Raw genomic sequence first — 20337 nt, 5'->3', positions numbered from 1 at the left:
CTTCGCCAGTTCCGCCAGATTTTGTCTTTGTGGCGCAAAAAGCCCCAGGCAGGTGCGGCCCTTGTAGGAGCGGCCTCGTGTCGCGAAAGGGCCGCAAAGCGGCCCCGGCGATCTTGGCATGAAGACTGAGACCCCGGGTTTGCGCAGCCCTTTCGCGACACAAGGCCGCGCCTACAGGGGGCGCGGCAGGGTTTACGCAGCGCACGTTAAAAAGAAGTGCTCAACCCCGTGCCAGTTCCGCCAGATGCGCCGTCGCTTCTTCGCTCTTGAGCACCAGCACATCACCCTCGAGCGCATCCAGCACCACCTCGGCGGTATTGCCGATCAGCGCCCCGGAAATCCCGGTGCGGGCCACGGTGCCGATAATCGTCACCACGGCGTCGCACTGTTTCTCGGTATACGGAATGAGTACATCAGCCGGGCCTTCCGCGATATGCAGGCGCTCGTCAGTGATATCGAACTCGGCCTGGAATGCCCGGCAGGCTTCCCGGTAGCGTTTCTCGATGGTTTCGGTGAGCTGGTACACAGGATCGGCCGCTGACAACATGGGCGAGGGGTGGGCACTGAGCACATGCAGCTCACCCTTGGCCAGGGCGGCGATGTCATAACCATGATCGATGATGCTGGCATGCAGGCGGCGGTGGGCTTCATCCTGGTTGCCCACATCCACGGCCGCGAGAATCTTGCCTCCCGTCCAGGGCCGTTCGCTCTTGACCATCAGCACTGCGCAGGGGCATTCACGCAGCAGTTTCCAGTCACTGGGCGTCAACAATGCCTTGCGCAGCGGGTTGTCGGGGCGATGCTCCTTGATCACCAGCTCACAACCCTCGGCCTGCTGCACATGGATGATCGACTTGTGCAGGTTGTCCTTCCAATGCTGCTCGTGGGTGACGTTGTCGTAGCCATCGTCGTGCAACTGGCTGCTGAGCAAGCTGAGCAGCGCGTCATGGTCTTGTTTCTTGTCGCACATCAGCAGGTGCAGGCGCGCGCCGGTCACCCCGGCAATCAGCTTGGCCCGGGTCAGGGCGCGGCTGTGGGCGTGCTCGGGGTCGAGGACGACAAGAATGCTGCGAACGGCTTGCATGGGCATGAACTCCCTTCAGGATGGCGGCCAATGCCTGACTATAGACGGCGCTGCTCCGCCCGCCGCTTGATATGTATCAAGCATAGCCACTGGCACAGGGCGCCGTCGCCGGTATAATCGCCAACCCTGCCGATGTCCTGTGTGGTTGCGAGTGTCATGTCCCTGATTCCTGAAATCGACGCCTTCCTGGGTTGCCGTACCCCCGATGCCTGGATCGAGGCCGCCCTGGCTGACCAGGAAACCCTGCTGATCGATCACAAGAATTGCGAGTTCAAGGCCGCCAGCACGGCGCTGAGCCTGATCGCCAAGTACAACACCCACCTCGACCTGATCAACATGATGTCGCGCCTGGCCCGTGAAGAGCTGGTGCACCATGAGCAGGTGCTGCGCCTGATGAAGCGCCGTGGCGTGCCACTGCGGCCGGTGTCGGCCGGGCGCTATGCCTCAGGCCTGCGGCGCCTGGTGCGGGCCCATGAGCCGGTCAAGCTGGTGGACACCCTGGTGGTCGGCGCCTTCATCGAGGCGCGCAGCTGCGAGCGCTTCGCCGCGCTGGTACCGCATTTGGACGAAGAACTCGGCACCTTCTACCACGGCCTGCTCAAGAGCGAGGCGCGGCATTACCAGGGCTATCTGAAGCTGGCCCACCAGTACGGTGATGCCACGGATATCGCCCGGGTCGTCGAGTGGGTGCGTGAAGCGGAGGCCGAGCTGATCAGCTCGCCCGACCAGGAACTGCGCTTCCATAGCGGTATCCCGCAGGCCCTGGCCGCCTAGCCGGTTACTGGCGACGCCCCAGCAGCAGGCCTACCACCAGGCCGAAACCGGCGGACACTGCCACGGTCTGCCAGGGGTGCCCGCCGATGTATTGCTGGGTCGCCTCGACCACAGGCTGGGCCTTCTGCCCCAGGCGACTGGTGGCGTCGCGGGCCTGGCGCAGCTTCAGGCCCAGTTGCGCGCGCAGGGTGTCGGCATCCTCGCCAACCAATGAAGCGCTGTCGCTGAGCAGCCGTTCGGACTCCTCGATCAATGCCTGCAGTTCGCTGAACACCTGGTCCTTGATCTGGTCGCTGTCGGCTTGCGCGGCGGTTTTCCTGGCCATGTACACATCCTCGTGAAGGGTAGGGAGTTGAACAGTGGATGCCACGGCGCCGGGAAAGTTGCAGCGGCGTTCCGGTGGCCTGGCCCTACAGTGTAAGATAGCGGCCATTTCCAGCGGCAGGTATTACCCCCATGAGTTTCAATCTGGCCAATTTGAGCTTCCAGGAACGGGCGCAGATCGAGGCCGAGAAGTCCCGTTTGTTCGAGTTCTGGCAGAGCAACCTGGGCAAGGCCAAGGGCGAGGCGGCGCGCTTGATTGCCGAAAAGCCCCGGCGCAAGGGCAAGTGGGCGGAGTGGGTGCGCGCCGAACTCGACGGCATGTCGCCACCTGAGTTCACCAACCTGGTGCGCAGCGAGGTCAACAAGATGATGGCCGCCGCCAGCAACAACCGCTGAGTCAGGCGAACACCTCCAGCACCGCCGCACGCACCCGCTCCACCAGCGGGTCCAGCGGCCCGCTGCTGCGCCAGCCCAGCTCGATCGGGTAGCGTGGCAGCGCCAGTGGGCAGGGCAGCACCTGTAGCCCGGTATTGCTGGCAATCGCCCTGGCCGCATGGCCGGGCAGGGTGGCCAGGTAGCGGGTACCCTTGAGCAAGTGTCCCAGCGCGGCAAAATGGCTGGTGGCCGCGCAGATCGTGCGATGCTTGCCCACCGCGGCCAGGGCTTCGTCGACAATCCCCACGAAACCACCCGACGACACCAGGATCTGTTCCCGCTCGACGAAGGCGTCGAGGCTCAGCTGCGCCTGACCGGGCGCCAGGCTCGCCGGATCGACCAGGCACTGGTAGTCACCGTCGCCGAGCACCACCCGGCTGAGCAGGCGCTGGGCAAAGCCGCCCGAGGTCAGCGCCAGGTCCAGGCTGCGCTCCAGCAAGCCCTGGGCGACGATCTGGCTGTGGGTCTGGCGAAAGATCAGGCGCAGCCCCGGGGCCTGCCGGCGTACCGCGGCGATCAGGGCCTGGCCGTAGGCGATCTCGAAGTCGTCCGATAGCCCCAGGCTCAGCGATCGGCCCTCGAAGTGGTTGGCCTCGGGGTCGAGCAATGCCAGGCTTTGCCTGCACTTGCCCAAGGCCTCGCTGATCAGCGGCTTGAGCTGGTTGGCGCGCAGGGTCGGGCTCAGGCCGCGACCGGTGCGCACGAACAGCGGGTCGTCATATACCTGGCGCAGGCGGCGCAGGGCGGCACTGACCGCCGACTGGGTCAGGCCCAGGCGCAAGGCGGCGCGGCTTGCGCCCCCTTCGTCGTGCAGCGCTTCGAAGACTTTCAGCAGGTTCAGGTCGATGTCGATGATATTCATCAGGTCAATATCATTCAGTAGTGAATTGGGCTTTATTCATGAGTTCAGCGCGCTGGAGAATCTACCAGACCTTTACCCTGATCGGAGTTTCGAAAAATGCCCAAGTCCATTGTCGCCGCGCTGCAGATCGGCTCGTTGCCTGAAGGCAAGGCCGCTACCCTGGAACAGATCATGGGTTATGAGCAGGCCATTCGCGACAGCGGCGCCAGCCTGGTAGTGATGCCCGAAGCGTTGCTGGGGGGCTACCCGAAAGGCGAGGGCTTCGGCACGCAACTGGGCTATCGCCTGCCCGAGGGCCGCGAGGCCTTTGCCCGCTACTTCGCCAACGCCATCGACGTACCAGGCGCCGAAACCGACGCACTGGCGCAGCTGTCGGCACGGACCGGCGCCAGCCTGGTGCTCGGGGTCATCGAGCGCAGTGGCAACACCCTGTATTGCACCGTGCTGTTCTTCGAGCCGGAGGCAGGCCTGCTGGCCAAGCACCGCAAGCTGATGCCCACCGGCACCGAGCGGCTGATCTGGGGCAAGGGCGACGGCTCTACGCTGGCGGTGGTGGACAGCCGCGCCGGGCGCCTCGGCGCCGCGGTGTGCTGGGAGAACTACATGCCGCTGCTGCGTACCGCGATGTACGCCAAGGGCGTGCAGTTGTGGTGTGCGCCGACCGTGGACGAGCGGGAACTGTGGCAGGTGAGCATGCGCCACATTGCCGCCGAAGGGCGCTGCTTCGTCATCAGCGCCTGCCAGGTGCAGGACTCGCCGGCGGCCCTGGGCCTGGACGTGCCCAATTGGCCCGCCGAGCGGCCGCTGATCAATGGCGGCAGCGTGATCGTCGGCCCGCTGGGCGAGGTATTGGCCGGGCCCCTGGTGGCCACGCGCGGGCTGTTGACCGCCGAGGTCGATACCGCGCAACTGGTGCAGGCCCGCTACGATTTCGACGTGGTCGGCCACTATGCGCGGCCCGATGTGTTCGAGCTGTACGTGGACGAGCGCGCCCGCCCGGGGGTGCGTTTCGTCGCCGACTGACCACTACCAGCCGGCCTGTGCCGGGCTGGGCAGGTCGAGCTTGCCCTTGTCGGTGAAGCGCACGGTGCCCAGCGGGCCACCGGCCAGCTTGCCACGCAGCACATAGGGCAGGCCCTGCAGCGACTCGACCCGGCTCAGGCCATAGGCCTGGCGCAGGAAGGCGAAAGCGGTGATGCTCACCGGCACCACGATCACTGCCTCGTCGTAACGGCCGATGTGCCCGCGCTGGTCGCTCACGCCGGCGGCCAGGGGCTGGTCGTTGACCTCCAGGTTCAAGGCGATGCCGTTGAAATCCACAGGCGCCTCGTTGGGATTCTGCACGCGGATCTTCACCGCCATGCGCAGTTCCAGGTCCTGGCCGGGCAGGGGATCGATGCCGATCACGCTGATCGTCAGCGGATCGCGGTTGTGAAACAGCGCACAGGCGTTCAAGCCCAGGCACAACAGCAGGATCAGACAGCAGCGGACGAACATGGCGATGACGCTCTCGGCTCACGGGCGAGCCGGCAGTGTGGCAAATACCCGACGGCGTTGAAAGTGTGGGGCGATATGAAAGATACTGTTTCTCATTAACGTCCGATAACGCTTCCCGACCTCTACCCATGGCGACCTCTCCCGTGTCCGGGCTGCTGGCCAGTTTCCAGGAGCACTACGACGACCTGTTGCAGTTCCTGACCCGGCGCATGAGCGACCGTCAGCGCGCCGCCGATGTCGCCCAGGAAACCTACCTCAAGCTGGTCAAGGTCGAGGACCAGGCGGTGCAGGTGCTGCATGCGCGCAGCTTCATCTTCCGCGTGGCCGGCAACCTGGCCATCGATGCCCTGCGCCGCGAGCAGCGCCTGGCGGCCAGCCACGAGGACAGCGATGGCGCTACCGCGCTGGCCTGCCCGGCGCCACCGCCAGAGGCCGCCTTGCTGGCCCGCGAGCGCCTGCAGATCCTCGACGAGGCGTTGTTGCAGCTGTCCAGCAATGCGCGCCAGGCGCTGTTGCTCAACCGTGTCGAAGGCCTGACCCAGGCGCAGATCGCACAACGGCTGGGCGTTTCCGAGAGCATGGTGGCAAAATACATCGGCCAGGCCCTGCGCCATTGCCGTGACTGGCTCAAGCACAACCATGACTGAAGCCCACGCCATGCCCAGCTGCCAACCCCTCAGTGTGCTGTCCGACGATGCCCTCGACTGGCAGGTATTGCTGCACGCGGGCAATGCCACGGCCGCCGATCGCGCGCGCTACCAGCGTTGGTGCCAGTTGAGCCCGGCGCATGCCGAGGCAGCGGCCGAGGCCGAGGCGCTGTGGCGAGACCTGGGCCACACGCCGAGCGCCCAGGCTCGCCCGGCACCACCGCGGCTGTGGCGGCGGCTATCGGCAATCGCCGCATCGCTGGTGCTGTGCATGGCTGGCTATGCGGGCTGGCAGCAGGTGCCGTTCTGGCTGGCGGATTACCACACGGTTGTCGGCCAGCGCCAGAGCCTGACCCTGGCCGACGGCTCGCGGGTCACGCTCAACAGTGCCAGCGCCTTGTCGGTGGTTTTCAGCGAGCATGAGCGCAAGGTCGTGCTGGAGGCGGGCGAGGCGCTGTTCGAGACGGTCGCCGACCCACGCCCGTTCGTGGTGCAGGGCGCAGGCGCACCGGTGACCGGCGACGCGGCAGTGTTCAGCGTGCGCCGCCAGCCCGGCGGCGACCAGGTACTGTTGGCCGAAGGCCAGGCGCAAGTGGCCGGCCAAGCCCTGCAGCCCGCGCCGGATGCCGCTACCCGCACGGCCTGGCAACGCGGCAAGCTGATCTTCAACGGCAAGCCGCTGGGCCAGGTGCTGGCCGAGCTTGAGCGCTACCAGCATGGCCGTATCGTCATTTCCGACCATCAGCTCGCGGCCCTGGAAGTCAGCGGCGTGTTCGATCTCGACGACCCCCATGCGCTGTTGCGCACCCTCGAGCAACGCTATGGGCTGAAGGTCACCTACCTGCCGTTCCTGGCGGTGGTGTACTGAGCCCTGCGAATCGTCAATCGAAATTTTTTTCATTTACCACTGCAAGTTCATCGCAGCCAGATCGTCGTAGGGGCACTGATCAGCCAACCCCCTTTTCCTCCGACTGTCTGGAAGCTCTTTCGTGAAGGCTACGTTCCCGCACCGCTTCAAACATGCCTTGCTGTCCTGCACTGCCCTGGCCTCCCTGGCCGGGCCGCTGCTGGTCGAGGCTGCCACCGACGCCCCCGCTGGCAGCGCCCAGGCTCGCCAGGTCAGGCTCGAGCTGCCGGCTCAGCCGCTGGACCAGGCCCTCACCGCATTCGCCGACCAGGCCGGGCTGCACCTGCTGTACACCACCTCGGACGTGGCCGACCTGCAGGCGCCGGCGCTCAGCGGCAGCTTCAGCCTGGAGCAGGCGTTGCAATCCTTGCTGGCCGGCAGCGGCGTCAGCTACCAGTTCAACGACGCGCGCACGGTCACCCTGCGCCGCGCCGCGCCGCCGCAGAGTGTCAACCTCAAGCCCATCGAGGTCAGCGTGGCATCGCGCACCAGCACCGCGATCAGCGAGATCCCCGGTACGGTCTGGGTGGTCGACCAGCAGCAGCTGCGCGAGCAGATCGACAGCGGCGTCAGCCTCAAGGAGGCCATCGGCAAGCTGGTGCCAGGCCTGGACCTGGCGCCGGAAGGGCGGACCAACTACGGCCAGAACATGCGCGGTCGCGAAGTGCTGGTGATGATCGACGGCGTCAGCCAGAACAGCTCCCGCGGCCTGTCGCGGCAGTTCGACAGCATCTCGCCGTTCAACGTCGAGCGGGTCGAAGTGCTGTCCGGCGCCAGCGCTATCTACGGGGGAGGCGCCACCGGCGGGATCATCAACATCGTCACCAAGAAGGGCGAGCCGGGCCCGCTGCGCTTCGAAACCCAGCTGGGCGCCAGCAGTGGTTTCAACAACAGCGACGACCTGTCGACCCGTATCGCCCAGTCGATCAGCGGCGGCAACGAGCGGGTCAATGCGCGCCTGGGGATTTCCGGCGAGCAGAACGAGGCGTTCTACGACGGTGCCGGCGAGCAGATCTTCATCGACAACACCCAGACCGACCTGCAGTACAACCGCAGCCTCGACCTGCTCGGGACCCTGGGCCTGACCCTGAGCGACGAACAGAGCCTGGACCTGCTGGCCCAGTACTACGACTCCGGCAACCATGGCAGCACGGGGATCTATTTCCCCAACCTGCGTCACAACGCGCCCTCCGACCTTGAAGACGCCGAGCTGCGCGGTGGTTATTCATCCGACCTGCAGCCGCGTACCCGGCGCGTGCTGCTCAACGCCAATTACCACCACCGCGACCTGCTCGGCCAGGATTTCTACCTGCAGGCCTCGTACCGCAAGGAAAACGACAACTTCTACCCGTTCCCCTACTACAACACCGGCAAGCCCACCGGTTCGCGCGGCGTGTACTTCGCCGCGTCGCAGCAGAACTTCGAGGTTTCCAGCCTCAAGGCACTGTTCGCCAAGCAGTGGGACACCCTCAAGCTGACCTACGGCGTCGACCTCGACCGCGAGCGCTTCAACGCCGAGCAGACCACCTTCGATGCACGGGTCTCGTCCGAGAGCGGCGGCCTGGACCTGGACAAGGCCAGCAAGGCGCCGCGCTACCCCAGCTACCGGGTCGATGGCGTGTCGTTCTACAGCCAGCTCGACTGGCACGCCACCGACCACCTGACCCTGTCCGGCGGCGCCCGCCGCCAGCAGATGGATGTCCAGGTCAGCGACTTCAAGAGCGTGCCCGGCGGCAGCAACGACTACCAGGTGAACCTGTACAACCTCGGCGCCATCTACGACTTCAAGAACGGTCACCAGGTATGGAGCAACTACGGCGAGGGCTTCGAATTGCCCGACCCGGCCAAGTACTACGGCAAGCCGGGCCTGTCGGTGGGCGACAACCCGCTGGCCGGGATCAAGAGCCGCCAGGTGGAGTTGGGCTGGCGCTATGCCGACCTGGACTGGAACGCCCAGGCGGCGCTGTACTACATCTGGTCGGACAAGGTCATCAATGTCGACTCCGCCACCCTGACCATCGATGTCGAGGAGCAGAAACGCCGTGACTTTGGTTTCGAAGGGGCGTTGAGCCGCTATTTGCACAACGGCTGGGAGACCGGCGGCACCTTGCACCTGGTACGCTCGCAAGAGCAGGACGCCGACGGCGACTGGATCAAGCGCGACGCGCGCTATGCCTCGCTGTCCAAGGCCACCGCCTTCGTCGGCTGGAAGGGCGATGGCCGCACGGCGCGGTTGCAGGCCAACCACGCCTTCACCCTGCGCGACGATGCCCATCACCAGATCGACGGCTACACCACCTTCGACTTGCTGGGCAGCCAGGAGACCGGCCTGGGCACCTTCAGCGCCGGTGTGCAGAACCTGTTCGACAAGCAGTACAGCACGGTGTGGGGCCAGCGGGCGACGCTGTTCTACGCGCCCACCTACGGGCCGGCATACCTGTACGATTACCAGGGCCGTGGGCGGACCTACACCCTGACCTGGAACCTCGTCTATTGAGCATGGCCGCGGGTTGATCGGCCGGCTTGCCCCAAGCTAACGCCCACGCTCGGCAAATGCTGCGCCCAGGTCCTCGATGAACGCCAGCAGGGCTTCCCCGGGCGCCTGGCCGCGGTGTCGGGCCAGGGTGAACGGCACGCTGAAATCCAGCGCGGGGTCCAGCGCCCGCAACCAGCCCTGGGCCTCCCATGGCGCGGCGCAGTGGCAAGGCAGGTAACCGATGTGTCGACCTGAGAGGATGAAGGTCAAGGCGCTGTCGATCTGCTCGGCCAAGGCCATGCTGCGCCGGCTCTGGAAGGGTTCGCCCTGTTTGAGAAAACGGTAGGGATGGCGCACCTGGTCGGCATCGAGCAATTGCCCGGGGCTCACCTCGGCGGCCTGGAACAGCGCGTGGCCCTTGCCGCAGTACAGGCGCTGGCGCTCCTCGAACAACGGCTGGTAGTCGAACGCCGCCTGGTTGCCGGAAAAGTAGCTGATGGCGCAATCCAGGCGCTGCTCCAGCAACAGCCGCTCCAGCTCGGCGGGCGGGGCGCAGGTCAGCTCCAGTTGCACTGACTCCTCGCGCTGGCGAAACCGCGCGATGGCCTGGGCAATACACAGGGTCACAGGCCCGTCCTGGTTCTCCGCCAAGCCGATGCGCAGCGTGCCCAGCAGGCGCCCGGCCACGCCGTTGGCCTGCTGGCGGAACTGCTCGATCTGCAGCAGCAGGCAACGGGTCGCCTGCAACAATTGCGCGCCCTTTTCGGTCAGGCGAAAGCCACCTTTGCCGCGGCTGCACAGGCGATAGCCCAGGCGTGTCTCCAGCTTGGCCATCTGCTGGCTGATGCTCGGCTGGCTGAGCCCCAGCATGCCCTGGGCGGCGCTGAAGCCGCCGGCCTCGACTACAGTGACGAACAGCCGCAGCAGGTGCAGGTCGAGGTCGTGCAGTTGTCCCAGCATTACATTGCTCCCGATGAATGTCAGCTTTGCAAAGTTGCTATTTTTGCAATGTAACCCGGCCGGCATGCTGGCGGCACCCACCCCCAAGCCGAGGTGCCCGCCATGCGTCGAACGTTGTACCTGCTGTCACTGCTGATCGCCCTGCCGCTGCAGGCCGAGGACAAAGTCGTCAACCTGTACAGCTGGGCCGACTACGTCGCCCCGCAGACCCTCGAGCGCTTCGAGCAGGAAACCGGCTACAAGGTCCGCTACGACACCTTCGACACCACCGAGGTGCTGGAAACCAAGCTGCTGACCGGCGGCAGCGGCTACGACGTGGTGGTGCCCTCAAACACGGTGCTGGCCCGCGCGCTCAAGGCCGGCGCCTTGCAGCCGCTGCAGGCGCAGGCGATGGCAGGCTATGCCAACCTCGACCCCGACCTGCTGGCCAAGCTGGCCGAGACCGACCCGGGCAATCGCCATGCCGTGCCCTACACCTGGGGCACCCTGGGCCTGGCGGTGAACGTCGAGGCGGTGCGCCAGCGCCTGGGCGAGGTGCCGCTGGACAGCCTCGACCTGTTGTTCAAGCCCGAATACGCCAGGCGTCTGAAGGACTGCGGCATCGCCATGCCCGATTCGCCCCAGGAGGTGATCGGCGTGGCCCTGAACTACCTGGGCAAGGAACCGTACAGCCAGAGCAAGGTCGACCTGGATGCGGCGCAGCAACTGCTGCTGCAACTGCAACCGTCGATCAGCTACGTGGCCAACGGCCGGCAGATCAACGACCTGGCCAATGGCAGCGTGTGCCTGGCGTTGACCTACAATGGCGACGCCGCCATGGCCGCCGACCAGGCGCGGCGCGCCGGCAAGCCGTTCGCGCTGATCTACCGCATTCCCCGCGAAGGCACCCTGCTCTGGCAGGACAACCTGGTGATCCCCAAGGATGCCCCGCACCCCGAGGCTGCCCGGGCCTTCATCGCCTTCATGCTGCGCCCCGAATCGGTGGCGGCACTGACCAACACGCTGTTCTTCGCCAATGCCAACCAGGCGGCCACGCCGCTGGTGGACGAGGCCATCCGCAACGACCCGGACATCTACCCCCCGGCCATGGTGCGCCAGCGCCTGTTCGCCGACCGCAGCATGGCGCTGGCCGACCTGCGCCAGCGCAACCGCCTGTGGACCACCTTCCGCAGCCGCCAATGACCACCACAGGAGCGCAACCGTGGACCTCGCCCAAAACAACGACCAGGCCATCACCCGTGACAGCCTCTACGGCACCGCCGCCGAGAGTACCTATGCCGGCATCACCAGTTTTTCCCGGCGCCGCTACAGCCGCGACCTGCGCGGTGTCGACGTGGTGGTCAGCGGCGTGCCGTTCGACACCGCCACCAGCAACCGCCCGGGCGCGCGCTTCGGGCCCCGGGCGATCCGCGCCGCCTCGGTGCAACAGGCCTGGGCCCGCCACTGGCCGTGGGCATTCGATCCATTCGACCAGCTGGCGGTGATCGATTACGGCGACTGCGCCTTCGACAGCGGCACCCCGGCGTCGGTCCCGGCCAGTATCGAGGCCCATGCCGAGCGCATCCTCGAGGCCGGCTGCGCCATGCTCACCCTCGGTGGCGACCACTTCATCAGCTACCCGCTGCTCAAGGCCCACGCCCGGCGCCATGGCCCGCTGGCGCTGATCCACTTCGACGCCCACAGCGATACCTGGCCGGACGAGGACGGCCAGCGCATCGACCACGGCACCATGTTCTGGCATGCCGCGCGCGACGGCTTGGTGGACCCGGCGCGCTCGGTGCAGATCGGCCTGCGCACCACCAACGACGACAGCCAGGGCTTCGCCATCCTCGATGCGCGCCAGGTGCACCGCCAGGGTACCGAGGCGATCGTCGCGGCGATCCGCGCGCGGGTGGGGGACAGGCCGGTGTACCTGACCTTCGATATCGACTGCCTTGACCCGGCCTTCGCCCCAGGCACCGGCACGCCGGTGTGCGGTGGGCTGAGCACGCTGCAGGCGCTGGAAATCCTCGGTGGCCTGCGTGGGATCAACCTGGTGGGCATGGACCTGGTGGAGGTGGCGCCGGCCTACGACCATGCCGATATCACCGCGCTGGCCGGGGCGACCTTGGCGATGGAGATGCTGTGCCTGTATGCCGCCCGGCACAAGGTCGACAAGCACCTGGCGCAAGGCTGAGACGTGGCTTGCCCCGCGACAAGGCCCGGTTGGGCCTGGGGCATCGCGGGGCAAACCTGCGGCCACAAGCACTCCGAGGGGCCATACTGAAACATCAGGAATCATCTCCACGCGGATTGCCACTTTTGCGTCGAACCCTGCGCGCCTTAGGCTATCCAACCCTGGAGCGCGCCTTTTCGTACCGGAGGTGAAGCATGAATCCCACATTGGCAACCCTGGCCCTCGGCCTGTTGCTGGCCCTGCCGCTCCAGGCTGCGCCGTTGCCGCCATTGGCCGCCAACGACGGCAACAATCCCTACAACAGCCCGATCATGCGGGCCAACCCCAACAGCCGCCAGGGCAGCGTGCCGGCTGCGCCGCCCGTGCGCGGCCCATCCACCCAGCCCAACCCGCGCCCACCGACCCTGGACAACCGCGGCATCGGCAACGGCGATAACCTGCGCCGCGAGCAACAGACCCCGAACCTGGACCCCACCCGGCCACCGCGCGACTCGCAACGCGTGCCGTGAGCCCCTGCGAAGGACCCGAGCATGACGTCACGCACCTGGTTGATCACCCTGGCCGCCACCAGCCTGTTGCCACTGCTGGCCCAGGCCGCCCCCGAGCAGACCTTGCCCAGCGAGGAGGGCCAGCTGAGTGTCAGCACCCTCGCCAATGGCCTGCGCAACCCTTGGGCCCTGGCGTTCCTGCCGGATGGCAAGTCCATCCTGGTGACCGAGCGTCCAGGCAACCTGCGCATCGTCAGCCTCGAGGGCAAGGTCGGCCCGCCGCTGTCCGGCGTGCCCAAGGTCTGGGCCGAAGGGCAGGGCGGCCTGCTCGATGTGGTGCTGTCGCCGGCCTTTGCCCAGGACCGCACGGTGTACCTGTCGTTCGCCGAGGCGGGCGAGGATGGCAAGGCCGGTACTGCCGTGGGCCGGGGGCAACTGTCCCAGGACCAGGCGCGGCTGGAGAACTTCACGGTGATCTTCCGCCAGCTGCCCAAGCTTTCCGAGGGTAACCATTTCGGCTCGCGCCTGGTGTTCGACCGCGAGGGTTACCTGTTCATCGCCCTGGGCGAGAACAATCAGCGCGCCACCGCCCAGGACCTGGACAAGCTGCAGGGCAAGATCGTGCGGATCCTGCCCGACGGCGCAGTGCCCAAGGACAATCCTTTCGTCGGCCGCGACCAGGTGCGCCCCGAGATCTGGTCGTTCGGCCATCGCAACCAGCAGGGCGCGGCGCTCAACCCCTGGACCGGCAAGCTGTGGACCCATGAGCACGGCCCGCGTGGCGGCGACGAGATCAACATCCCGGCACCGGGCAAGAACTACGGTTGGCCGATCGCCACCCATGGCATCAACTACTCGTTGCTGCCGATCCCCGAGGCCAAGGGCAAGCATGTCCCGGGCATGGTCGACCCGCACCATGTGTGGGAAAAATCGCCGGGCATCAGTGGCATGGCGTTCTACGACAGCCCGACGTTCAAGGCCTGGGACCACAACTTGTTCATCGGCGCCCTGGCCAGCCAGGAGCTGATCCGCCTGCAGCTCGAGGGCGACAAGGTGGTGCATGAAGAGCGCCTGCTGGGTGAGCTGAAAGCACGCATCCGCGATGTGCGGGTGGGGCCGGACGGCTATCTGTATGTGCTGACCGATGACAAGGATGGGGTATTGCTGAAGGTAGGCTTGAACCAGGATTGATGGGGGCGTCTGCCATGGCGGGGGCGCGGCTTCAGGCCAGGATGGCGTACCATGCACGGCATGACGCCCGAATCTCTCTACCATCAGGTCCTCGACGAGCGTGGCTTCGTCACCGACCCCGCCCAGGCGGCGGCCGTCGCTGCGTTGCAAGCCTGTTTCGATGCCCTGTGCCAGGGTAAGCCAACCCAGGGCCTGTACCTTTGGGGCCCGGTGGGGCGTGGCAAGACCTGGCTGATGGACCTGTTCCACCGGTGCCTGACCGTGCCGTCCCGGCGCCAGCACTTCCACCATTTCATGGCCTGGGTTCACCGCCGCCTGTTCCAGCTGGGTGGCACCGCCGACCCGCTCCAGGCCTTGGCCCGGGCGCTTGCCGGCGAGATCCGCGTGCTGTGCTTCGACGAGCTGTTCGTCAGCGACATTGGCGATGCGATCATCCTCGGGCGCCTGTTCCAGGAATTGTTCGACCAGGGCGTGGTGGTGGTCGCCACCTCCAACCAGCCCCCCAACCAACTGTATCGCGACGGCTTCAACCGCGAGCGTTTTCTGCCGGCCATCGCCGCCATCGAGCGGCACATGGGCGTACAGGCGGTGGCCGGCGAACAGGATCACCGGCTGCACCCGGGGGCTGCGCAGCAGCGGTACTGGGTCGCGCAGCCCGATGCACTGGCCGATGTGTTCCAGCAACTGAGCCCCACTGACCCAGGCAGCGAGCAACCCCTGCAACTCGGGCCCCGGCAAGTGCGCGTGGTGCGCCACAGTACCCAGGCGCTCTGGTGCCAGTACCGCGACCTGTGCGAGCAACCGCTGGCGGCCATGGACTTCATGGCCCTGTGCGACCGCTTCCCGGCGATCCTGCTGGGCGGTATCCCGCAACTGGGCGGCGAGCAACGGGCCGGTCGCATCGCCCGCGGCACCGAGGATGGCGCCGCGCGGGTGCTGGCCGGCGACCGCGAGCTGCCGACCCTGGCGCCGAGGGACGACAGCGTGCGCCGCTTCATCGCCCTGGTCGATGAATGCTACGACCGGCGCGTGGCCTTGTACCTGGAAGCCGAGGTGCCCCTGGAAGCGCTCTACACTCAAGGGTATCTGGCGTTCCCGTACCAGCGCACCCTCAGCCGGCTACGGGAGATGCAACTGCAACGCTTCGCCTGAAGGAGCCGACCATGGAGCCGCTGTCGCATCACCTGCTGACCCAGGCCTACAACAATGGCTGGGCCAACCACCGCTTGTACAAGGCTTGCCTGCAACTGACCCAGGACGAGTTCGTCGCCCCGCGTTGCAGCTTCTTCCCGTCGATCAAGGCCACCCTCAACCACCTGCTGACGGTGGACTGGTTCTACCTTGACGCCCTGGAGTGCGAGCAGCGCGGCGCGGCCCCCGACCCGGACGGCGAGCGCTTCTTCCAGCCCGAGCAACCGTTTTGTACCTGCACCGACCTGCAGGCCCAGCAGGCCCAGGCCGACCAGCGGCTGATCGGCTATTGCCGGGGCTTGCGCGATGAGCAACTGCGGCGCTACGTGAGCATCGTGCGGCCCGACCGGGTGCAGCGCGAACAGCGCCTGCGCCTGTTGTCGCACTTGTTCGAACACCAGATCCACCACCGTGGCCAGGTGCATGCGATGCTCAGTGACACCCAGGTGCAGCCGCCGCAGCTGGATGAGTTCTTCTGCGAGGAGGAAGCGCATTTGCGCGCGGTGGACTTCGCCGAGCTGGGCTGGACCGAGGCGATGATCTGGACCTGAGTGCAAGCCGCCGGTTCGCCGGCAGCCCAAGCACCCTCAGCGCTGCAACCAGCCAAGCAATGCCTGGTGGAACTTGCCCGGCGCCTCGATTTGCGGCGCATGCCCCAGGCCTTCGAAGCTGACCAGCTCGCCTTGGGGAATCAGCTTCGCCACCTGCGGCCCGAGCACCTTGTACTGGCCTAGCCTGGCCTTGATCTCGGGCGGGGCGATATCGCTGCCGATCGCCGTGCTGTCCTGGTCGCCGATCAGCAGCAGGGCCGGCATTTTCAGGTCCTTGAACTCATGGACCACCGGCTGGGTGAAGATCATGTCGTAGATCAGCGCCGAGTTCCATGCCACCAGCCTGTGCCCGGGCCCCTGGTTCAGCCCCACCAGCATCTGCACCCAGCGCTCGTACTCGGGTTTCCAGCGCCCGGCGTAGTAGGTGTTGCGTTCGTAGTTGCGCACGCCTTCGGCATCGAGCTTGAGTTCCCGGGCGTACCACTGGTCGACGGTGCGATACGGCACGCCCAGGGCTTTCCAGTCTTCCAGGCCGATGGGGTTGACCATGGCCAGGCGCTCCACCTGCTGGGGATACATCAGCGCGTAGCGGGTGGCGAGCATGCCGCCGGTGGAGTGGCCGAGGACGATGGCCCGGTCCACGCCCAGTTGCGCCAGCAGGGCATGGGTGTTGTCGGCCAGTTGCTGGAAACTGTACTGGTAGTGCGCCGGCTTGCTCGAGGTGCAGAAACCGACCTGGTCCGGCGCGATCACCCGGTAGCCAGCCTGGCTCAGGGCATCGAGGGTGGTTTCCCAGGTACCGGCGCAGAAGTTCTTGCCATGCATCAGCACCACGCTGCGGCCGTTGGCCTTGCCCTTTGCGGGTACGTCCATATAGCCCATTTGCAGTGCCTGGCCCTGGGACTGGAAGTCGAAGTGGCGCAGCGGGTACGGGTAGGCGAAGCCTTCGAGCTGCTGGCCATAGCTGGAGGGGGCGGCAGCGATGGCGCCACCCGAGGTGAGGCAGGCGAAGGCGAGGGCGGTGGCGCGCAGCATGGGAGCACTCCGTATAGGACCAGGTAGGGAAAGGCGACTGTAGCAGCCACTGACCCTGGCCGAGCAGCAAAGGTGTTACCCGCTGTGAAACCAGCCCAGGGTGATCAGCGCCACCACGATGTAGCGCCCGCCCTTGGCCAGGGTGACCAGCAGCAGGAAGCGCCATAAGGGCTCGCGCATGATCCCGGCGATCAGCGTCAGTGGATCACCGATCAGCGGCATCCAGCTCAGCAGCAGTGACCATTGCCCCCAGCGCTGGTAGCGCTGCTGGGCGCGTTGCAACTGACTGGCGCTGAACGGGAACCAGCGCTTGTCGCGCAGCTGCTCGATGGCCCGGCCCAGCAGCCAGTTGACCAGCGAACCCAGCACATTGCCCAGGGTCGCCACCAGCAACAGCAGCGCCCAGGCCTGGGGCTCGCGCAGCAGCAGGCCGACCAGCACGGCCTCGGACTGCAGGGGGAGCAGGGTGGCGGCGGCAAAGGCGCTTAAGAACAGCGCCCCGAGGCTGAGCATCAGTAGTTGGCGACCACGGTGTCCTGGCCATCCCGGGTCACGCCGATGACCGGGTAGGCGTCCTTGTGGTCACCCATTTCCATGCCCGGCGAGCCCATGGGCATGCCGGGCACGGCAAGGCCCTTGAGGTCGTCGCGCTTGGCCAGCAGGCGCACCTGCTCGGCCGGCACATGGCCTTCGACGAACTTGCCGGCAATCACTGCGGTGTGGCATGAGGCCAGGCGCGGCGCCACGCCCAGGCGCTGCTTGACTGCGCTCATGTTCGGCTCGACATGGTCGTTGACGATGAAGCCGTTGTCGCTCAGGTGCTTGATCCATGCCTTGCAGCAGCCGCAGTTGGGGTCGCGGTAGACGTCGATGGTCTCGGCCGCCTGGGCCAGGCCGGTGATGGCCAGCAGGCCGAGGGTGAGCAGGTGTTTGCGCAGCATGGTGAAGCTCCTGTGAAACTAAACACATCGGGTTGATCAGCGCCGGCTCTCATGGAACAAACCGTAACTTATTGATTTAGCTTGACCCTGTGGGAGGGCAGCTCCTGCAGGGCCGGCAGCAAACGTCAGAAACGCAGGCGGACCCCGGCCACCAGCCGGGTCTGGCCGATGTCCTCGCCATCCTCCCGGGCCTGGTCGGCGCGGTTGCCGTGCAGGCGGTTGAAGCTGACCCCGACATAGGGCGCGAAACCACGGCTGATCTCGTAGCGCAGGCGCAGCCCCACTTCGCTTTCAGCCAGCCCCGAGCCCTGTTCGCGGCCGGCGTCGTTGCGCCCGAAGAGGTTCATTTCAACAGTCGGCTCAAGGATCCAGCGGTTGGTCAGCAGCATAGCGTAACCGGCCTCCAGGCGCAGCGCGGTCTGCTGGCGTTCGCCGGCGTAGGCGGTGGCCTCCAGCTCCAGGCCGTACAGCGGCGTGCCCTGGATGCCAAAGGCGGCCCAGCTCTGCCCGCTGGCGGGCTTGAAGTCCTGGCGCACGCCACCGACCAGTTCCCACCAGGGGCTGATGGCATGGCCCCACAGCGCCTGCAACTCGGCCTTGTGGGTCTTGCCCTGCTCGCGCTCGCCCTCGCTGCGCAGCCACAGCCGGTCGACATCGCCGCCGACCCACGCGGTGGCGTTCCAGTTCACCGCGCCGCTGCTTTCGAAGTGCTGGTATTCCAGCTGGTCGACGATCACCGCCCAGTTGATCGCGCGGTCATGCACCTGGTGCCCTGGCAGCGGCGGGAACGCGGCGCGCCGGTCGGCATCGGTGATGTTCGCCAGGGGCGTGCGCGGTTGCGCGCTGGTGGGCGTGGCGTGGTTCATCTGGCGGTGATCCATCATCGGCATGGCGCTATGGTTCATCTGGCTGTGGTCCATGCCCGCCATGCTGGCGGCCAGGGCGCGCTCGCTGGCCAGCAAGGCGACCAGGGCGACGCCGGTGACGATGCGCCGGTTGCTGATCTCATTCATCGACCCGTACCTCGCGGAACATGCCGGTCTCCATGTGGTAGAGCAGGTGGCAGTGGTAGGCCCAGCGGCCCAGGGCGTCGGCGCTGACGCGGTAGCTGCGCCGGCTGCCGGGTGGTATGTCGAGGGTGTGCTTGCGCACCAGGAAGCGGCCTTGCTCGTCTTCCAGGTCGCTCCACATGCCGTGCAGGTGAATGGGGTGGGTCATCATGGTGTCGTTGACCAGGGTGATGCGCACCCGCTCGCCGTACTTCAGGCGCAGTGGCTCGGCGTCGCTGAACTGGATGCCATCGAACGACCAGGCGAAACGCTCCATGTGGCCGGTCAGGTGCAGCTCGATGTCCCGCGACGGTTCGCGGCCGTCCGGGTCGGGGTAGGGGCTGCGCAGGTCGGCGTAGGTCAGTACCCGGCGGCCATTGTCGCGCAGGCCCAGGCCTGGATCGGCAAGGTTGGCGCGTGGGGCCATGGTCTGCATGTCTACCAGCGGGTTGTCGGTCTCGCTGGCGGGGTGCGCCTGCATGCCAGCCATGGCCGAGTGGTCCATGCCGGCCATCTTGCTGTGGTCCATGCCGGCCGGGTCCATCTGGCCCATGCCGCCGTGGCCCATGTCGTCCATGCTCAGCACCGGGCGTGGGTCGAGCGCGGGGACCGGGGCCTGCAAGCCGGCCGCGCGCGCCAGGGTGCCGCGGGCGTAGCCGGTGCGGTCCATGCTCTGGGCGAACAGGGTGTAGGCGGGCAGGTCACCGACGGCGACCAGCACATCGTAGGTCTCGGCCACGGCGATGCGCAGTTCATCCACGGTCACCGGCGTCACCGGCAGGCCGTCGGCGGCGATCACCGTCAGCTTGAGCCCGGGGATGCGGAAGTCGAAGTAGCTCATCGCCGAGGCGTTGATCAGGCGCAGGCGCACGGTTTCGCCGGGCTGGAACAGGCAGGTGAAGTTGCCGTCCGGCGGCTGGCCGTTGAGCAGGTAGGTGTAGCTGGCGGCGCCGATGTCGGCCAGGTCCGTCGGGCTCATGCGCATCTTCGCCCAGGCCCAGCGTTCGCTGACGGTCTTGCCCCAGCCGTGGTCGGCGACATCGTCGATGAAGTCGCCGACCGTGCGCTTGTCGTAGTTGAAGGCGTCGGACTGCTTCTTCAGCGTGGCCATCAACGCCTCCGGCGCCTGGTCCGACCAGTCGCTGAACAGCAGCACATGGTCGCGCTGGTAGGTGTGCGGCTCGGGTTCGCGCGGCTCGATGACGATGGCGCCGTACACGCCGGCCTGCTCCTGCAGGCCGGAATGGCTGTGGTACCAGTAGGTGCCGCTCTGGCGCAGGGTGAACTGGTACAGGTAGTCGCCGCCCGGTTCGATGCCGGCGAAGCTCAGGCCCGGCACGCCGTCCATGTTGGCCGGCAGGATGATGCCGTGCCAGTGGATCGAGGTCGGCTGGTCCAGGCGGTTGCGCACCCGCAGGGTCACGCTGTCGCCCTCGCGCCAGCGCAGCACCGGGCCGGGCAGGCTGGCATTGATGGTCTGGGCGATGCGCGGGCGGCCGGTGATGTTGACCGCGGTCGGCCCGATGAACAGTTCGAACTGCTGGCCGCTGAGGTCGTGCAATGGCAGTCGTCCTTCGCCGGCCTGGGCCAGCGGGCGCCACAGGCCGAGGCCGGCGAGGGCGGTGGCGGCGCCCAGGCCCTTGACGAAGGTGCGGCGGGTGGGTGTCGGTGGCATGGCGTGCTCTCGTGCTGGCAAGGTCATCCAATCGCCGGGCCAGCCCGCCCGTGGGAGCGGCCTGGCCCGGCGAC

21 protein-coding genes and 1 pseudogene are annotated in these 20337 nt (G+C 66.8%); 12 read left to right on the top strand and 10 right to left on the bottom strand.

Going from position 1 to position 20337, the window contains the following annotated elements:
• Nucleotides 1–220: 220 nt before the first annotated feature.
• On the bottom strand, nt 221–1084 hold the full coding sequence (locus NJG22_RS14430) for a universal stress protein (RefSeq protein ID WP_253095413.1): 864 nt from the start codon (nt 1082–1084) through the stop codon (nt 221–223).
• Nucleotides 1085–1240: 156 nt separating this feature from the next.
• On the opposite strand from NJG22_RS14430, the gene miaE reads away from it, so the two are divergent.
• Entirely contained in the window at nt 1241–1858 is a 618-nt protein-coding gene (gene miaE / locus NJG22_RS14425; protein ID WP_253095412.1) for a tRNA isopentenyl-2-thiomethyl-A-37 hydroxylase MiaE, read from the top strand.
• Nucleotides 1859–1862: 4 nt separating this feature from the next.
• Here miaE and NJG22_RS14420 read toward each other — a convergent pair whose 3' ends face one another.
• The gene (locus tag NJG22_RS14420) at nt 1863–2183 is read right to left on the bottom strand and encodes a DUF883 family protein (RefSeq protein ID WP_217848663.1); all 321 of its coding nucleotides are present in this window, start codon (nt 2181–2183) and stop codon (nt 1863–1865) included.
• 131 nt (nt 2184–2314) lie between these two features.
• Here NJG22_RS14420 and NJG22_RS14415 point away from each other — a divergent pair, with 131 nt between their 5' ends.
• Entirely contained in the window at nt 2315–2578 is a 264-nt protein-coding gene (locus NJG22_RS14415; protein WP_253095410.1) for a hypothetical protein, read from the top strand.
• Between the two features lies 1 nt (nt 2579).
• On the opposite strand, the gene NJG22_RS14410 is transcribed toward NJG22_RS14415, so the two are convergent.
• The gene (locus NJG22_RS14410; RefSeq protein WP_253095421.1) at nt 2580–3488 is read right to left on the bottom strand and encodes a LysR family transcriptional regulator; all 909 of its coding nucleotides are present in this window, start codon (nt 3486–3488) and stop codon (nt 2580–2582) included.
• Between the two features lie 87 nt (nt 3489–3575).
• On the opposite strand from NJG22_RS14410, the gene NJG22_RS14405 reads away from it, so the two are divergent.
• Nucleotides 3576–4502: a carbon-nitrogen hydrolase family protein gene (locus NJG22_RS14405; RefSeq protein WP_253095408.1), complete on the top strand. Its 927-nt coding sequence runs from the start codon at nt 3576–3578 to the stop codon at nt 4500–4502.
• Nucleotides 4503–4505: 3 nt separating this feature from the next.
• Here NJG22_RS14405 and NJG22_RS14400 read toward each other — a convergent pair whose 3' ends face one another.
• On the bottom strand, nt 4506–4976 hold the full coding sequence (locus NJG22_RS14400) for an LEA type 2 family protein (RefSeq protein ID WP_253095406.1): 471 nt from the start codon (nt 4974–4976) through the stop codon (nt 4506–4508).
• 128 nt (nt 4977–5104) lie between these two features.
• Here NJG22_RS14400 and NJG22_RS14395 point away from each other — a divergent pair.
• From NJG22_RS14395 to NJG22_RS14385, 3 genes and pseudogenes are all read left to right on the top strand, one after another.
• Nucleotides 5105–5608 (top strand): annotated as a pseudogene (locus tag NJG22_RS14395) (RNA polymerase sigma factor); the annotation flags it as partial.
• Nucleotides 5609–5615: 7 nt separating this feature from the next.
• Nucleotides 5616–6491 carry a FecR domain-containing protein gene (locus tag NJG22_RS14390; RefSeq protein WP_253095404.1) on the top strand — a complete coding sequence of 292 codons (876 nt, stop codon included), beginning with the start codon at nt 5616–5618 and terminating at the stop codon, nt 6489–6491.
• A 121-nt stretch (nt 6492–6612) separates the two neighbouring features.
• The gene (locus NJG22_RS14385; RefSeq protein WP_253095402.1) at nt 6613–9027 is read left to right on the top strand and encodes a TonB-dependent receptor; all 2415 of its coding nucleotides are present in this window, start codon (nt 6613–6615) and stop codon (nt 9025–9027) included.
• 36 nt (nt 9028–9063) lie between these two features.
• Here the strand turns inward: NJG22_RS14385 and NJG22_RS14380 are convergent, their stop codons facing one another.
• Nucleotides 9064–9966, bottom strand: coding sequence for a LysR family transcriptional regulator (locus NJG22_RS14380; RefSeq protein ID WP_253095400.1), 903 nt, complete (start codon nt 9964–9966; stop codon nt 9064–9066).
• Between the two features lie 102 nt (nt 9967–10068).
• On the opposite strand from NJG22_RS14380, the gene NJG22_RS14375 reads away from it, so the two are divergent.
• From NJG22_RS14375 to NJG22_RS14350, 6 genes are all read left to right on the top strand, one after another.
• Nucleotides 10069–11148: an extracellular solute-binding protein gene (locus NJG22_RS14375; protein WP_253095398.1), complete on the top strand. Its 1080-nt coding sequence runs from the start codon at nt 10069–10071 to the stop codon at nt 11146–11148.
• Nucleotides 11149–11167: 19 nt separating this feature from the next.
• On the top strand, nt 11168–12142 hold the full coding sequence (speB, locus tag NJG22_RS14370; protein WP_253095396.1) for an agmatinase: 975 nt from the start codon (nt 11168–11170) through the stop codon (nt 12140–12142).
• Between the two features lie 194 nt (nt 12143–12336).
• Nucleotides 12337–12651 carry a hypothetical protein gene (locus NJG22_RS14365; protein ID WP_253095394.1) on the top strand — a complete coding sequence of 105 codons (315 nt, stop codon included), beginning with the start codon at nt 12337–12339 and terminating at the stop codon, nt 12649–12651.
• A 21-nt stretch (nt 12652–12672) separates the two neighbouring features.
• Nucleotides 12673–13821, top strand: a complete 1149-nt coding sequence (locus NJG22_RS14360; RefSeq protein WP_253095392.1) for a PQQ-dependent sugar dehydrogenase — start codon at nt 12673–12675, stop codon at nt 13819–13821.
• 60 nt (nt 13822–13881) lie between these two features.
• Complete coding sequence (gene zapE, locus NJG22_RS14355; protein ID WP_253095419.1) at nt 13882–14973, top strand: cell division protein ZapE; 1092 nt, start codon at nt 13882–13884, stop codon at nt 14971–14973.
• Nucleotides 14974–14984: 11 nt separating this feature from the next.
• Nucleotides 14985–15563: a DinB family protein gene (locus tag NJG22_RS14350; protein WP_253095391.1), complete on the top strand. Its 579-nt coding sequence runs from the start codon at nt 14985–14987 to the stop codon at nt 15561–15563.
• Nucleotides 15564–15599: 36 nt separating this feature from the next.
• Here the strand turns inward: NJG22_RS14350 and NJG22_RS14345 are convergent, their stop codons facing one another.
• The 5 genes from NJG22_RS14345 to NJG22_RS14325 form a co-directional block, all read right to left on the bottom strand.
• Nucleotides 15600–16598 carry an alpha/beta hydrolase gene (locus NJG22_RS14345; RefSeq protein ID WP_253095388.1) on the bottom strand — a complete coding sequence of 333 codons (999 nt, stop codon included), beginning with the start codon at nt 16596–16598 and terminating at the stop codon, nt 15600–15602.
• 75 nt (nt 16599–16673) lie between these two features.
• Nucleotides 16674–17111 carry a YqaA family protein gene (locus tag NJG22_RS14340; RefSeq protein WP_253095387.1) on the bottom strand — a complete coding sequence of 146 codons (438 nt, stop codon included), beginning with the start codon at nt 17109–17111 and terminating at the stop codon, nt 16674–16676.
• A complete protein-coding gene (locus NJG22_RS14335; protein WP_253095385.1) occupies nt 17111–17539 on the bottom strand; it encodes a DUF411 domain-containing protein in 429 nt (142 codons plus the stop codon). Before NJG22_RS14335 ends, NJG22_RS14340 begins: the two co-directional genes overlap by 1 nt.
• Nucleotides 17540–17664: 125 nt before the next feature.
• Nucleotides 17665–18552 carry a copper resistance protein B gene (locus NJG22_RS14330; protein WP_253095383.1) on the bottom strand — a complete coding sequence of 296 codons (888 nt, stop codon included), beginning with the start codon at nt 18550–18552 and terminating at the stop codon, nt 17665–17667.
• Nucleotides 18545–20263 carry a copper resistance system multicopper oxidase gene (locus NJG22_RS14325; RefSeq protein WP_253095381.1) on the bottom strand — a complete coding sequence of 573 codons (1719 nt, stop codon included), beginning with the start codon at nt 20261–20263 and terminating at the stop codon, nt 18545–18547. The genes NJG22_RS14330 and NJG22_RS14325 overlap by 8 nt, the downstream gene beginning before the upstream one ends.
• Nucleotides 20264–20337 lie beyond the last annotated feature (74 nt).

The organism is Pseudomonas sp. VA159-2 (assembly GCF_024126635.1).
GTDB classification, from domain to species: Bacteria; Pseudomonadota; Gammaproteobacteria; order Pseudomonadales; family Pseudomonadaceae; genus Aquipseudomonas; species Aquipseudomonas muyukensis.
The sequence above is the reverse complement of the archived record's forward strand: the minus strand, read 5'-3'. Positions and strand labels throughout refer to the sequence as shown.

Coding starts and splice junctions, on each gene's coding strand:
- NJG22_RS14430 (WP_253095413.1), bottom strand. CDS start 1,084: ATGCAAGCCGTTCGCAGCATTCTTGTCGTCCTCGACCCCGAGCACGCC.
- miaE (WP_253095412.1), top strand. CDS start 1,241: ATGTCCCTGATTCCTGAAATCGACGCCTTCCTGGGTTGCCGTACCCCC.
- NJG22_RS14420 (WP_217848663.1), bottom strand. CDS start 2,183: ATGGCCAGGAAAACCGCCGCGCAAGCCGACAGCGACCAGATCAAGGAC.
- NJG22_RS14415 (WP_253095410.1), top strand. CDS start 2,315: ATGAGTTTCAATCTGGCCAATTTGAGCTTCCAGGAACGGGCGCAGATC.
- NJG22_RS14405 (WP_253095408.1), top strand. CDS start 3,576: ATGCCCAAGTCCATTGTCGCCGCGCTGCAGATCGGCTCGTTGCCTGAA.
- NJG22_RS14400 (WP_253095406.1), bottom strand. CDS start 4,976: ATGTTCGTCCGCTGCTGTCTGATCCTGCTGTTGTGCCTGGGCTTGAAC.
- NJG22_RS14390 (WP_253095404.1), top strand. CDS start 5,616: ATGACTGAAGCCCACGCCATGCCCAGCTGCCAACCCCTCAGTGTGCTG.
- NJG22_RS14380 (WP_253095400.1), bottom strand. CDS start 9,966: ATGCTGGGACAACTGCACGACCTCGACCTGCACCTGCTGCGGCTGTTC.
- NJG22_RS14375 (WP_253095398.1), top strand. CDS start 10,069: ATGCGTCGAACGTTGTACCTGCTGTCACTGCTGATCGCCCTGCCGCTG.
- NJG22_RS14365 (WP_253095394.1), top strand. CDS start 12,337: ATGAATCCCACATTGGCAACCCTGGCCCTCGGCCTGTTGCTGGCCCTG.
- NJG22_RS14360 (WP_253095392.1), top strand. CDS start 12,673: ATGACGTCACGCACCTGGTTGATCACCCTGGCCGCCACCAGCCTGTTG.
- zapE (WP_253095419.1), top strand. CDS start 13,882: ATGACGCCCGAATCTCTCTACCATCAGGTCCTCGACGAGCGTGGCTTC.
- NJG22_RS14350 (WP_253095391.1), top strand. CDS start 14,985: ATGGAGCCGCTGTCGCATCACCTGCTGACCCAGGCCTACAACAATGGC.
- NJG22_RS14345 (WP_253095388.1), bottom strand. CDS start 16,598: ATGCTGCGCGCCACCGCCCTCGCCTTCGCCTGCCTCACCTCGGGTGGC.
- NJG22_RS14340 (WP_253095387.1), bottom strand. CDS start 17,111: ATGCTCAGCCTCGGGGCGCTGTTCTTAAGCGCCTTTGCCGCCGCCACC.
- NJG22_RS14335 (WP_253095385.1), bottom strand. CDS start 17,539: ATGCTGCGCAAACACCTGCTCACCCTCGGCCTGCTGGCCATCACCGGC.
- NJG22_RS14330 (WP_253095383.1), bottom strand. CDS start 18,552: ATGAATGAGATCAGCAACCGGCGCATCGTCACCGGCGTCGCCCTGGTC.
- NJG22_RS14325 (WP_253095381.1), bottom strand. CDS start 20,263: ATGCCACCGACACCCACCCGCCGCACCTTCGTCAAGGGCCTGGGCGCC.